The organism is Marinovum sp., assembly GCF_048263515.1.
Classification (GTDB): Bacteria; Pseudomonadota; Alphaproteobacteria; order Rhodobacterales; family Rhodobacteraceae; genus Marinovum.
Map to the genome: position 1 here is coordinate 20,454 of NZ_JBLXEC010000014.1, position 12,996 is coordinate 33,449.

The 12,996-nt window shown below is 67.2% G+C and carries 11 protein-coding genes; 7 read left to right on the forward strand and 4 right to left on the reverse strand.

What is annotated here, in order from left to right; all coding sequences use genetic code 11:
• Nucleotides 1-63: 63 nt before the first annotated feature.
• Nucleotides 64-1,236, reverse strand: a complete 1,173-nt coding sequence (rlmN, locus tag ACN0SE_RS13490) for a 23S rRNA (adenine(2503)-C(2))-methyltransferase RlmN (RefSeq protein ID WP_417525050.1) — start codon at nucleotides 1,234-1,236, stop codon at nucleotides 64-66.
• Between the two features lie 151 nt (nucleotides 1,237-1,387).
• Nucleotides 1,388-1,897 carry an invasion associated locus B family protein gene (locus ACN0SE_RS13495; RefSeq protein WP_417525051.1) on the reverse strand — a complete coding sequence of 170 codons (510 nt, stop codon included), beginning with the start codon at nucleotides 1,895-1,897 and terminating at the stop codon, nucleotides 1,388-1,390.
• A 203-nt stretch (nucleotides 1,898-2,100) separates the two neighbouring features.
• Here ACN0SE_RS13495 and ACN0SE_RS13500 point away from each other — a divergent pair, with 203 nt between their 5' ends.
• The 4 genes from ACN0SE_RS13500 to ACN0SE_RS13515 all read left to right on the forward strand — a co-directional run bounded on the left by ACN0SE_RS13500 (nucleotide 2,101) and on the right by ACN0SE_RS13515 (nucleotide 5,820).
• A complete protein-coding gene (locus ACN0SE_RS13500) occupies nucleotides 2,101-3,099 on the forward strand; it encodes an asparaginase (protein WP_417525052.1) in 999 nt (332 codons plus the stop codon).
• Nucleotides 3,099-3,719 (forward strand): HAD-IA family hydrolase, encoded by a 621-nt coding sequence (locus tag ACN0SE_RS13505; protein ID WP_417525053.1) that lies wholly within the window; start codon nucleotides 3,099-3,101, stop codon nucleotides 3,717-3,719. Before ACN0SE_RS13500 ends, ACN0SE_RS13505 begins: the two co-directional genes overlap by 1 nt.
• Entirely contained in the window at nucleotides 3,716-4,630 is a 915-nt protein-coding gene (locus tag ACN0SE_RS13510) for an ornithine cyclodeaminase family protein (protein ID WP_417525054.1), read from the forward strand. The genes ACN0SE_RS13505 and ACN0SE_RS13510 overlap by 4 nt, the downstream gene beginning before the upstream one ends.
• A 185-nt stretch (nucleotides 4,631-4,815) precedes the next feature.
• Complete coding sequence (locus tag ACN0SE_RS13515) at nucleotides 4,816-5,820, forward strand: hypothetical protein (RefSeq protein ID WP_417525055.1); 1,005 nt, start codon at nucleotides 4,816-4,818, stop codon at nucleotides 5,818-5,820.
• A gap of 28 nt (nucleotides 5,821-5,848) precedes the next feature.
• Here ACN0SE_RS13515 and ACN0SE_RS13520 read toward each other — a convergent pair whose 3' ends face one another.
• Nucleotides 5,849-7,087 carry an MFS transporter gene (locus tag ACN0SE_RS13520; RefSeq protein ID WP_417525056.1) on the reverse strand — a complete coding sequence of 413 codons (1,239 nt, stop codon included), beginning with the start codon at nucleotides 7,085-7,087 and terminating at the stop codon, nucleotides 5,849-5,851.
• 346 nt (nucleotides 7,088-7,433) lie between these two features.
• Between ACN0SE_RS13520 and zapE the strand changes: the two genes are divergently transcribed.
• Nucleotides 7,434-8,504 carry a cell division protein ZapE gene (gene zapE / locus ACN0SE_RS13525; RefSeq protein WP_417525057.1) on the forward strand — a complete coding sequence of 357 codons (1,071 nt, stop codon included), beginning with the start codon at nucleotides 7,434-7,436 and terminating at the stop codon, nucleotides 8,502-8,504.
• 315 nt (nucleotides 8,505-8,819) lie between these two features.
• On the opposite strand, the gene ACN0SE_RS13530 is transcribed toward zapE, so the two are convergent.
• The gene (locus tag ACN0SE_RS13530) at nucleotides 8,820-10,046 is read right to left on the reverse strand and encodes an FAD-dependent monooxygenase (RefSeq protein ID WP_417525058.1); all 1,227 of its coding nucleotides are present in this window, start codon (nucleotides 10,044-10,046) and stop codon (nucleotides 8,820-8,822) included.
• 76 nt (nucleotides 10,047-10,122) lie between these two features.
• Here ACN0SE_RS13530 and ACN0SE_RS13535 point away from each other — a divergent pair, with 76 nt between their 5' ends.
• Nucleotides 10,123-11,451, forward strand: a complete 1,329-nt coding sequence (locus tag ACN0SE_RS13535; RefSeq protein WP_417525059.1) for an amidase — start codon at nucleotides 10,123-10,125, stop codon at nucleotides 11,449-11,451.
• Between the two features lie 346 nt (nucleotides 11,452-11,797).
• Nucleotides 11,798-12,994 (forward strand): aminotransferase class I/II-fold pyridoxal phosphate-dependent enzyme, encoded by a 1,197-nt coding sequence (locus ACN0SE_RS13540; RefSeq protein ID WP_417525060.1) that lies wholly within the window; start codon nucleotides 11,798-11,800, stop codon nucleotides 12,992-12,994.
• Nucleotides 12,995-12,996 lie beyond the last annotated feature (2 nt).

A 12,996-nucleotide genomic window follows, 5' to 3' on the forward strand; every position in this document is an offset into this window, starting at 1 on the left:
CCCGGGGCCTCTTGCCAACAGCGGGAAAAGAGGTCCCGGATCAAGTCCGGGACGGCGCCCCGCTCAGAGCCCGGCTTCCGCCTCGATGTCCTTGCGCGACTTGCGCGCCCGTTCGGTGGCAGACTTCAGCTGGCCACAGGCCGCCATGATGTCTTCGCCCCGCGGAGTGCGGATCGGCGAGGCATAGCCCGCCTTGTGCACGATATCGGCGAACTTCTCGATCCGCTCCCAATCCGACCGCTCGTAGGGCGAGCCGGGCCATTCGTTGAACGGGATCAGGTTGATCTTGGCCGGGATGCCCTGGATCAGCTTGACCAGACGGCGGGCGTCCGCGTCACTGTCGTTCACCCCCTTGAGCATTACGTATTCAAAGGTGATCCGCTCGGAGTTGGAAATCCGCGGATACTCGCGCAACGCGCCCAGCAGTTCCTCGATGTTCCAGCGTTTGTTGATCGGCACCAGCTTGTTGCGCACCTCGTCGGTGGTGGCGTGGAAGCTGACCGCCAGCAGGCAGCCGATCTCTTCCGCCGTGCGCGCGATCTCGGGCACAACGCCAGAGGTCGACAGCGTGATCCGGCGGCGCGACAGCTGGATGCCCTCGGCATCCATGGCGATCTTCATCGCGTCGCGCACATTCTCGAAATTGTAGAGCGGCTCGCCCATGCCCATCAGCACGATGTTCGACAGCAGCCGCGTCTCGTTCTTGGGCGCGCCTTTTTCCGGCCATTCGCCCAGATCGTCGCGCGCCAACATGACCTGTCCGACGATCTCGCCGGCGGTCAGGTTGCGCACCAGCTTCTGGGTGCCGGTGTGGCAGAAGGAACAGGTCAGCGTGCAGCCCACCTGGGACGAGATGCACAGCGTGCCGCGATCGGCCTCGGGGATATAGACCACCTCGACCTCATGGCCGCCGGCGATCCGCACCAGGTATTTCCGGGTGCCATCGGCGCTGACGTTCTTGGACACGACCTCGGGGATCTCGATGGTGAAATGCTCAGCCAGCTCGGCGCGATAGGCCTTGGAGAGGTTGGTCATCACGTCGAAATCGCGCACCCCCCACTGGTAGATCCACTGCCAGATCTGGCCGACGCGCATCTTTGCCTGCTTCTCGGGCGTGCCGATGGCCAGGAGCGCCTCGCGCATGGCATCGCGGGTCAGACCAACAAGGTTGGTCTTGCCGCCCTCGGGCAGTTTGCGGGGGATGGTCAGCACATCCTGGGTGATCGGCGCGGTCATGTCAGCGGCTCATTTTCCGAAAGAAGTGCCCCACATATAGGATTCGGGCGCGGAATCAAAAGGATTCCCGCCCGATTCGCGACAAGCTGCCATAGCGGCGGCCTCTTCAGTTTATTTGCCAGCCCGAAAGCCGGGCAGAGATCAGCCCGGCTCAGCCGGCGCAGCGGTTCTCCGCATCCTCGATCATCGCGGTGAAGCCCAGGAGCGAGAACGTGTCCTTGGTGATCGTGCCGCGCGCCGAACGGGCGGTCAGCACCGCGGAAGAGCCGCGTTTCATCGCCGCCACGATCTTGGCGTCATCCGCAGGAGAGGCCGCCCAGGCCCATTCGCCTTCGGTGAACATCTCGAACTCGGTGCCATTGACGTCGACATTGACGGTCGAGCCGCTGGCAAAGGGATAGCCGCCGGTAAAGGTGATCTGCGGCTTGTTCACCCCGGCCTCGGGGCGGAAGAAGGCAAACAGCAGGATGTCGCCCCGGCGCACCGCCACGACGCGGCCGTCGCGGGTGTTCACCGTCTCTTTCGGCCGGGTCACCGCCCAGCATTCCTTGGGGTCGTCTTCGGTGAAGACGCTCCAATCGGTCTGGGCCGCGACGCGATTGGTGCTTTCCTGCTGCGCGGCAACGGCCGTGGCCGCCGCAAGTGCGAGCACTGCGGCCATGCTGCGGGCAAAGGGAAGAATCATATGTCCAGCCTCCAAGCTGTCCTAGCCTCAACTACAATAACAAGGCCGCGCTGCCCGCCTTTTTCAGGTCTGGGTTTGCCACGCGGCCGTTTCCTTCTCGACAAAAGCATATTAGCGTCAAAGGTGCGACGGGCGAAAGGCCCGTTGGCAGAAAATCGCCAATAATTGAACGGTGTTTGATGACCTCCGATCCCCATGCCGGTGCTGTGCCTCTTGTCGAAATCCGGCGCGGTCCCTTTGTCGAAAGCCTGCACCGTGGTCATGCGGTCATCTGCAATGCCGAAGGGCAAATTGTCGAGTCCTGGGGCGATCCCGATGTCGTGATCCTGCCGCGCTCGGCGATTAAGATGATCCAGGCGCTGCCGCTCATGACCAGCGGCGCCGGCAAGGACCTGGACAACCGGCAACTGGCGCTGTCTTGCGCCAGCCACGAGGGCGCGGCGCGGCACACCGATCTGGCCGCCGCCTGGCTCGAAAGCCTGGGGCTGGGCGAGGCGGACCTGCGCTGCGGGCCGCAGTGGCCCAGCGACCGGGCGGCGCAGACCGCGCTGACCAAGGGCGACACCAGCCCCTGCCAGCTGCACAACAACTGCTCCGGCAAGCACTGCGGCTTCCTGACGCTCAACAAGCACTTGGGCGGCGGGCCCGAGTATATCCTGCCGGATCATCCGGTACAGCGTGCGGTGCTCTCCGCCTATGAAGAGACCACCGGCGAAACCAGCCCGGGCTACGGCATCGACGGCTGTTCGGCGCCGAATTTCGCCAGCTCTCTCAAGGGCGTGGCCCGTGCCATGGCGTGGTTTGCCAGCGCCGGTCAGCGCAACGACAGCGCCAGCACTGCGGCTGTGCGGCTTGTCGAGTCGATGCGCCAGCACCCTGATCTGGTCGCCGGCGAAGGCCGGGCCTGTACCGAGCTGATGCGGGCGATGGACGGCGTAGTGGTCAAGACCGGCGCCGACGGTGTCTTTACCGCGATCCTGCCGGCGCAGGGCCTGGGGATCGCGGTCAAGATCGCCGATGGCGCCACCCGTGCCAGCGAGGCGCTGATGGCGCGGCTGCTGATCCGTCTCGGCGTGCTCGACGCCCGCCACCCCGCCGCGCTGCGCCGGGTCGATCATGTCATCAAGAGCCGCCGGGGCCTCGAGGCCGGGCTGATCACCACCGTGGAGGGCCTGTGATGGCGGTCGAGGCAGTTGTCTACGATATCGGCAATGTGCTGATCGAATGGAATCCCGAGCGCTTCTTCGAGGGGCGCTTCGGCGAAGAGCGCCGGCGGCGGCTGTTCGAGGACGTGCCGCTTCTGGCGATGAACGACGATGTCGACCGCGGCCATGATTTCGCCAAGGCGGTGGCCGGGATGGCCGAGGCGCATCCCGAGTGGGCCGAAGAGGTGCGCTGCTGGCACGACAACTGGATCGAGATGGCGAGCCCCGCCATCGACCGGTCAGTGCGGCTGCTGCGCGCGCTGCGGGCGCGCGGCGTGCCGGTCTTTGCGCTGTCGAACTTCGGCCGGGCGACATTCGACATCGCCTGCGCGCATTATCCCTTCCTGACCGAGTTCGACCAGCGCTACATCTCGGGCCATATCGGCGCGATCAAGCCCGAGCCGCGGATCTACGAGCTGCTCGAGAGCACCTGCGGCGTGGCGCCATCGGGGCTGCTCTTTGCCGATGACCGGGCCGACAATATTGCCATGGCGCAGTCGCGTGGCTGGCAGGTGCATCTGTTCGACGGTCCCGACGGCTGGGCCGATCGGCTGGTGGCCGAAGGGCTGCTGGATCCGGAGGAGGCGGAATGAGCGTTCCTTTCATCACCTATGAAGACGGCGAGGCGCGGCTCGACTGGCTGCGGCTGACCGAGGCGCTGGCGGCGGGGCATCAGCTGCCCAAGGCCGAGATCGGCGACACCTTCCTGCGGCGCGGCGGCGATACGCTGCTCAGCCGCGCGGCCTGGATCGACGGGCTGGGCTCGCTGGTCAAGACCGCGACGATCCACCCGGGCAACGCCCCAGAGGGCCTGCCGACGATCAACGGCGCGGTGAGCCTCTTTGACGACCGCACCGGCATTCTGAGCGCGATGGTCGATTTCCATCTGGTGACCAAGTGGAAGACGGCCGGCGATTCCCTGCTGGGCGCGCTGCGGCTGGCGCGCCGCGATGCGCGCGGGGTGCTGATCGTCGGGGCAGGGACGGTGGCGAGGTCACTGTACGAGGCCTTCGGCGCCGGGTTTCCCGAGGCGCGCTTTACCGTCTGGAACCGCACTCGCGCCAAGGCCGAGGCGCTGGCCGGGCACTGCCCCGGCATGACGGTGGCCGAGGATCTCGAAGCGGCGGTACGGGCGGCCGACATCATCGTCAGCGCCACCATGGCGACCGAGCCGGTGATCCGCGGCGACTGGCTGCAACCGGGCCAGCACCTCAACCTGATCGGCGCCTACCGCGCCGACATGCGCGAGGTCGACGATGTGGCCCTGCAGCGCGGCCGGGTCTTTGTCGACAGTTTCGACACGACCATCGGCCATATCGGCGAGATCGCCATTCCGCTGGCCTCCGGCGCGATCAAACGCGCAGATCTGCTGGCGGATTTCTACGATCCCGAGGCGATGACGCGGCAGAGCGCCGACGAGATCACCGTCTTCAAGAACGGCGGCGGCGCGCATCTCGACCTGATGACCAGCCGCCACATCCTCGACTGCTTCCAGACGGGCTGAGCGGGCGCTCCGACTTTGGGAGACCCTGCGTCAGCCCAAAAATGCGCAATCCGGCGCCGAAGCCACCCCGAAACCGGCTCGGCCGACGATGAATCGCTTGCCCGGCGACCGGCTTGGAGTCACATTTGGTCACCGGACCGAAAGGTATTGCCGGCCCGGGCATATTGCATTCAGGAGATGTGACCATGCCGACATTTTCATTTACCGCCCTGGCGGAAACCGACCTTACCTTGAACGGATCCTCGAACTTCTTTGTCGGCGATACGCTCCTCATGCCCGACGCGCCGACGCTGACGATCACCGTCACCGACGATGACGGCAGCTTGTCAGGTGACAATCTGACCAGCGAGCAGGCGGATGACACCACCGGCCAGACCGCCACGATCACCGATGCAGACGGCGTGGAGCAGGGCAACGGCGGGCAGATCTACGGCGAGGCCTATTTCTGGGTCAGCGATTCCGCCGGCACACTCTACTGCCTGATCGAGATCGAACAGGAAGGTGCCAGCGGCGATGCCTTTGCCTTTCACGCCGACTATGGCGTGCCGGCGGCGGGCACGTACCTGACGGTGGAATCGAAGCACAACGTCAAGGAAAGCACCATCCTGCCGGATTACGCCGACCTGACCGCCGGGGGCGTCACGCCGGACCCCGAGCCAGAGCCCGAGCCCGAACCGGAGCCGGACCCCGATCCCTTCACCGAGTACAGCTTTACCGCCTTCAACGAATTCGATCTGACGATGGACGGCTACAAGAACCTGTTTGTCGGCCACTCCTTCGTGATGCCCGACGCGCCGACGCTCACGATCACGGTGTCGGACGACGACACCAGCCTGTCCGGCGACAACCTGACCAGCGAATACGCCGACGACGAGACCGGCCAGACCGGCACCGTGGTCGATACCAACGGCACCGAGGTCGGCAATGGCGCCCAGCTTTATGCCGAGTGTTTCTATTGGGTCAGCGACGCCGCGGGCAATCGCTACATGCTGCTGGAGATCGAGCAGGAAGGCACGCCCGACGACTACTTCGTCTTCCACACCGATTATGGCGTGCCAGAGGCCGGGGTCGAGCTCTTCGTCGAGGAAAAGCGCAACGTCAAGGACAGCACGATCATCCCGGACTACGCCGACATGACCGTGGGCCCGATGGAGGGCGCGGCGAGCGAGTGGAACGAGCTCACCATGTGAGCCAGCCCGGCCGCGCGACCCTTGCCTGTCAGGCGGCGACGGGCAGGGGGCGGTGCTCCTTCACCGGCAGGTGCACGATGGCCGAGAAGGCGCCGACGCCGACGCCGATCCACCAGACCAGGGTGTAGTCGCCGTAAAGGTCGTACATCCGCCCGCCCAGCCAGACGCCTAGGAAGCTGCCCAACTGGTGGCTGAAGAAGACGATGCCATAGAGCGTGCCCATGTAGCGCAGCCCGTAGAGATGCGCGATCAGCCCCGAGGTCAGCGGCACCGTGGCCAGCCACAGCGCGCCCATGGTGACCGAGAACAGCAGCACCGTTTCCGGGGTGATCGGGAACAGGATGAACATCGCCGCCACGATGGTCCGCCCGGCGTAGATGCCGGCCAGCAGGTATTTCCTTGAATAACGCTTGCCGAGATAGCCGGCGGTCAGGGTGCCGGCGATATTGGCCAGCCCGATCAGCGAAATCGCCCAGGCCCCCAATGCCGAGGTGGTGGTGATGCCCAGCGAATGCAAAACCCCGCCGGGCTGGATCGGCCCGCACATCTCGGTCACCAGCGCCGGGAAATGCGCGGTGACAAAGGCCAGCTGGTAGCCGCAGGAGAAGAACCCCAGAAAGATCAGCGTGTAGGAGGGATCGCGGAAGGCCCGGCCGAGGATCACGCCCATGCTTTCCTCCAGCTCGGCCTTGCTGGCGCTCTGCGGCGCGCGCATCAGCGGCAGCGACAGCAGCGAGCCGAGGATCACCACTGCAAAGACCAGAAAAACGCTCTGCCAGGCCATCAGCCCGAGCAGGTATTCCGCCACCGGCGCGCCAAAGACCTGGCCGGCGCTGCCGGCGGCGGTGGCAATGGCGAGACTCATCGAGCGGTTCTCGTCCGAACTGGCGCGGCCCACCACGGCAAGGATCACGCCAAAGCCGGTGCCGGCAATACCGAAGCCCACGAGGATTTCGAGCAGCTGGTGCGCCTCGGGCGTCACCGCAAAGGACGACAGCACCAGCCCCGCCGCATACATCACCCCGCCGACCACGATTGCCACCCGGTCGCCCAGCCGCTCGCCCAAGAGGCCGAACAGCGGCTGGCCGATGCCCCAGGCGAGGTTCTGGATGGCGATGGCAAGCGAGAACTCGGCCCGGAGCCAGCCGAACTCCTCGGCGATCGGGATCTGAAAGACGCCAAAGCTCGCGCGTACTGCAAAGCTCAGCAGCATGATGAAACAGCCGACGATCAGAACCGGGGTGAACAGCGGTGTGCGGGCCTGCATGGCGGCCTCCCTCGTGGAAAACGAGGGCGACATTACTTGATGAGTGCGCGGCGTCAATTCAGCAATTGTGATGGATACGATTCGCGGGTGGAATGGGCCTCGGCTGTTTGGTTGGGGATCGCCGCCCCGGACGTGATCCGGGGCCTCACCGTTCGGGCCATGAGGTCCCGGATCAAGTCCGGGACGGCGGTGCGCGCAGGTCGACCGTTTGGCTTTGGGCGGTGCGCGGCAGTCGACCGTCCAGGTTGGCCCGGTGCGCGCAGGTCAAACCCCACACCCCACGCCGCCGGCCCCTCCCGACCATCCGCCTCTGGGCAAGGTCGCCACGGCGCGCTATGTGCAGCGCATGAAGACGATGCAGGACATTTACGCCGCCCGCGTGGCCGCAGGCACGCTCGAGGCGGACGACGCTCAAGAGGCCGTGCTGCCCGAGTTCGAACGCATCCGCGCGGCGCTGGCGCAGCCGGTCAGGCGCGGGCTGTTCCGCAAGGCGCCAGAGCCGCCCAAGGGGCTCTACCTCTGGGGCGGGGTGGGGCGCGGCAAGTCGATGCTGATGGACCTCTTTGCCGAAACCCTGACATCCCAGGACATTGCAGTGCGGCGGGTGCATTTTCACGCCTTCATGCAAGAGGTGCACAAGGGCATGCATTCCGCCCGGCAGTCCGGCGCCAAGGACGCACTGGCGCCGGTGGCAAAGAAGGTGGCCGAGGGGCTGCGCTGCCTGGCCTTCGACGAGATGCAGATCACCGATATCACCGATGCCATGGTGGTGGGGCGGCTCTTCGAGTTCCTGTTCGAGGCCGGCGTGGTGGTGGTGACCACCTCGAACCGGGTGCCGGACGATCTCTACAAGGACGGGCTGAACCGGCAGCTCTTCCTGCCCTTCATCGAGATCATCAAGCAGAACCTCGTGGTTTGGGAACTGATGAGCCCGCGCGATTACCGCCAGGACCGGCTCTCCGGCGCGCAGGTCTACTTCACCCCCGCGAACGACCATTCCCGACAGGAAATCGAGCAGGTCTGGGAGCATCTGACCGGCGGGCAGGGCGCGCCGCTGACGCTGGTGGTCAACAAGCGCGAGGTCGAGATCCCGGCCTTTCACAACGGTGTGGCGCGGGCCAGTTTCTACGACCTCTGCGGGCGGCCGCTGGGCCCCGCCGATTACCTCGCCCTGGCCGAGGCCGCGCGGGTGCTGATCCTCGAGAACATCCCGCAGCTCGGCCGCTCCAACTTCAACGAGGCCAAGCGCTTCGTGACTCTGGTGGATGCGCTCTACGAGGCCCGCGTCAAGCTGGTGGCCAGCGCGGCGGCCGAGCCGGAGATGCTCTACGTCGAAGGCTCCGGCGCGTTTGAATTCGAGCGCACCGCCTCGCGCCTGCGGGAGATGCAGGATGCGGCTTGGGGGCGTGAGGACTGAGGCCCGCGTCTCGGGTTTTGTGACGGAGGGCCTCCGTCCGGCGGGAGGCCCCGGATCGGGTCCGGGGCGGCGTCGGAAGGTACGTCAGAAGTTGCCACTGTCCCGGCCTTCGCGCCGGGACCTCATGGACGATGATCGGCCTGTCAGTTGGATCGTGGGCGGTGCGCCGTCGGGGTCTCAGCGCTCAGTCCCAAATTCAAGCCCCCCACGTCCCGGCCTTGCGCCGGGACCTCCCGGTCGACATCAAGCCTAACGCTTGTCGCTTGCCCCACGAGGCCCCGACGCAAGGCCAGGGCGCGATCGCTCACCGCCCGCTCAAAGCCGCTTGCCTTGCATCAACCGCGGCACATCCCCGCTCAGCCCCGCCGCCTCGCGGATGAAGCTGCGGCGCAGGGCCGGGACGGCGTTGACCACGCCCATGCCGATGTCACGCCCGGCGCGCAGCAGCGGGTTGTCGTTGGAGAACAGCCGGTTGAACAGGTCCGTCGCCGTCGCCAGCGTGGCAATGTCAAAGCGGCGCCACGCGGCGTAGCGGTCGAGCACCAGCGGGCTCGCGATGTCCTCGCCGCGCCGGGCGGCATCGGTCAGCACCTCGGTGAGCGCGGCAATGTCGCGGAAGCCGGCGTTGAGCCCTTGGCCCGCAATCGGGTGCACGCCATGGGCCGCATCGCCCACCAGTGCCAGGCGCGGCGCGGTCAGGCTGTTGGCGAGTGACAGGCTCAGCGGATAGGTGAAGCGCGCGCCGGCGATGCTGATCTCGCCCAGGAAATCGCCGAAGCGCGGACGCAGCACCGAAAGGTAATCCTCGTCCGACAGCGCATGGATCGCCGCCGCCTGGGCATGGCTCTCGCTCCAGACGATCGAGCTGCGGTTGCCGGTCAGCGGCAGGATCGCCAGCGGGCCCGAGGGCATGAAGAACTGCTGCGCGCAGCCGCCATGCGGGCGCTCATGCGCGATGGCGCAGACCAGCGCGGTCTGGCCGTAGTCGCGCTCGGTCCTGGAGATGCCGGCGCGGCTGGCGGTGCCCGAGCCGCGGCCGTCGCAGCCGATCAGCAGCCGGCCGGTCAGCGTGCGCCCCGAGGCAAGGGTGACGCTGGCGCGCTGGGCGTCGGTGGTCTGGGCGGTCACGGTCTCGCCGGGCAGATGGGTGATCGCTGGCTCGGCCTCCATGGTGTCGAGCAGGGTGCGGCGCAGGTGCCGGTCCTCGACCATGAAGCCCATCGGGCCTTCCTCGATCTCGTGGTGATCGAAATGCAGAAAGAACGGCGCCGGCCCGTCGCCGGCGCGGCCGTCAGAGACCTTGATGTCGAGCATCGGCTGCGCCTCGGATGCCAGCCTGTCCCAGAGCCCCAGCGCCGCCAGCATCTGCTGCGAGGCCAGCGCCAGAGCATAGGAGCGGCCGTCGAAATTGTCGGCGCGGTGGGCAGAGGTCTCGGCGGCGTCGATCACCGTTGCTGAAAACCCGGCCTGGGCCGCGGCCAGCGCCAGCAGCGGGCCGTTGAGCCCGCCGCCGACGATCAGGATATCGCTGTCATAGGTCATGCCGCGAATATGACCCGCGCGGCGGGATTGTCCATGTGCTTCGGTGCCGCTACCGTCCGCAAAAAGGAGGCGCGACATGCAGGACTGGCTATGGATGACGGCGGCGGAGCTGGGGCAGGGGATCGGCACCGGAGAGATCGACCCGGAGGCCCTGACCGAGACCTACCTCACGGCTATCGCCGGCCATGAACACGGCGCCAGCACCTATGCCAGGCTGACCGAGGCGCGGGCGCGCGCCGAGGCCGCGGCTGCGGCCGCACGGGCGCGCGCCGGTCAGCGGCTGTCGCTGCTCGACGGGGTGCCGGTGTCGTGGAAGGACCTCTTCGACACTGCCGGTGTCGCCACCGAAGCGGGCACCGCGTTGCTCGAGGGCCGGGTGCCGGCGCGCGATGCCGAGGTCTTGCGCAATGCCGGCGCCGCCGGGCTGGTCTGCCTCGGCAAGACTCATATGAGCGAATTTGCCTTTTCGGGCCTGGGGCTGAACCCGAAGACCGCGACGCCGCCTTGTGTGAACGGTGAGGGGGCGGTGCCGGGCGGGTCGTCCTCCGGCGCGGCCACCTCGCTGGCCTACGGGTTGGCGGCGGGGGCGATCGGCTCGGACACCGGCGGGTCGGTGCGCATCCCGGCGGCCTGGAACGATCTGGTCGGGCTCAAGACCACCCATGGGCGGGTTTCGACCGAGGGCGTGGTGCCGCTGGCGCCGGCCTTCGACACCGTCGGGCCGCTGGCGCGCACGGTCGAAGATGCGGCGCTGCTGCTGGCCGCGCTGGAGGGCCGCCGGCCGGCGGATCTGCGCGGCGCCAGCCTCAAGGGCCGGCGCTTTGCGGTCTTGAAGACCGTGGCGATGGAGGGCGTGCGCGAGGCGCCCCGAGCGGCCTTCTTGAGCGCGGTCGAGCGGTTGCGCGCTGCCGGCGCGCTGGTCGAGCCGATCGAGGTGCCCGAGGTGACCGAGGCGATGGCGCTGTCGGGAATCCTCTATACGCCGGAGGCCTATGGCACCTGGGGCGAGGTGATCGAGGCCGCGCCCGAAAAGATGTTCGCGCCGATCCTCGAACGGTTCCGCAGCGGGGCCGAGGCCAGGGCCAGCGAGCTGATCGTTGCATGGAACATCCTGCGGCGCTGTCAGGCGGCCTATTTCAAGGCGGTGGCGGGTTATGACGCGGTCCTGACGCCGACGGCGGCCAACCTGCCGCCGGATCACGAGCGGCTGCTGAGCGATCCCGACTATTACGTCACCGAGAACCTGCTGACTCTGCGCAACACCCGGATCGGCAACCTGATGGGCGGCTGCGGGCTGAGCCTCCCGACCGGAGTGCCGTCCTGCGGGCTGCAGATGCTGGCGCCGCCCTGGGCCGAGGAGAGGTTGCTGCGGCTGGGGGTTGCGGCGGAGCGGGCCTTGGGGTGACGGCGCGGAGGCGCGGAATCAAGGCCGCAGGCCGCCGCGCCATCGCCATCCCGCGGTCTGGCGATGGCGCGGCGCGCGTTGTGCCCGGTGGAACCGTAGGGTGGGCCGTTCCGCTCACAGCCGCCCTTGCCATTGCAAGCACACGGCTTGACCAAGCGGAAGGCGGGCAGAACGGCCCACCCTGCGCGGCGCGCCACCGCCCTGCAAAAAACAAGGGCTTGCCCAAAAGCCACAAACCCTTACCGGATCGTGTCTTTTTCTGGACGAGGGCGGGGCTCTGCCGTATTCTCGGGCTCAAACGGGGCGAAAACGACCCCGTCATCCGAGGCAGAAAAGCAGTAACACCATGTTCCCCGAACGGTTTTCGAACCTTCCGGCCTATGCGTTCCCGCGTCTGCGGGCGCTTCTTGACCCGCATGCACCGGCGCCGGCGCATGCGGCCGATGTGCTGCACATGACCATCGGCGAGCCGCGGCACGCCTTTCCGGACTTCGTGGGCGCGGTTCTGGCCGAAAATGTCGCGGGCTTCGGGAAATATCCGCCGAACGAGGGCACGCCGGAGCTGCGCGTGGCGATTGCCGACTGGGCAAAGCGGCGCTACGGCGTGACGCTCGATGCCGAGACCCAGATCATGCCGCTCAACGGCTCTCGCGAAGGGCTCTACAACGCCGCCATGGCGCTCTGCCCTGAGCAGAAGGCCGGCCAGCGCCCGGTGATCCTGACGCCGAACCCGTTCTACCAGGTCTACATGATCGCCGCGATCTCGGTGGCGGCCGAACCGGTGTTCGTGCCGGCGACCGAGGCGACCGGCCATCTGCCGGATTGCGCCGGGCTGCCCGAGGAGGTGCTGAACCGCACCGCCATGGCCTATATTTGTTCGCCGGCCAATCCGCAGGGCGCGATTGCCAGCGCCGACTACTGGCGCGAGCTGATCCGGCTGGCCGAGAAATACGATTTCCGCATCGTCGCCGACGAATGCTATTCCGAGATTTACCGGGACGCGCCGCCGACCGGCGCGCTGGAGATCGCCGCCGAACTGGGCGCCGACCCCGAGCGGGTGGTGCTGATCAATTCGCTCAGCAAGCGCTCGAACCTGCCGGGGCTGCGCTCGGGCTTCATTGCCGGCGGACCGCAGAGCATCGCGCGAATCAAGCAGCTTCGTGCCTATTCCGGCGCGCCGCTGCCGCTGCCGCTGCAGAAGGTCAGTGAAAAGGTCTGGGCCGACGAGGCGCATGTGGAAGAGAACCGCGCGCTCTATCAGGCGAAATACACCGTGGCAGACGAGGTCTTTGCCGACGTGCCGGGCTATGCCGGCCCCGAGGCGGGCTTTTTCCTCTGGCTGCCGGTGGCGGATGGCGAGACCGCGGCTTTGAAGGCCTGGCAGGAGACCGCCGTCAGGGTGCTGCCCGGCGCCTATCTGTCGCGCGACGTGGCCGGGGACAACCCGGGACAGGGATACATCAGGGTCGCCATGGTGGCCCCAATAGACGACATGCGCCGCGGGCTCACGCGCCTGCGCGACTGTCTGTACGAGGTGAGGTGACA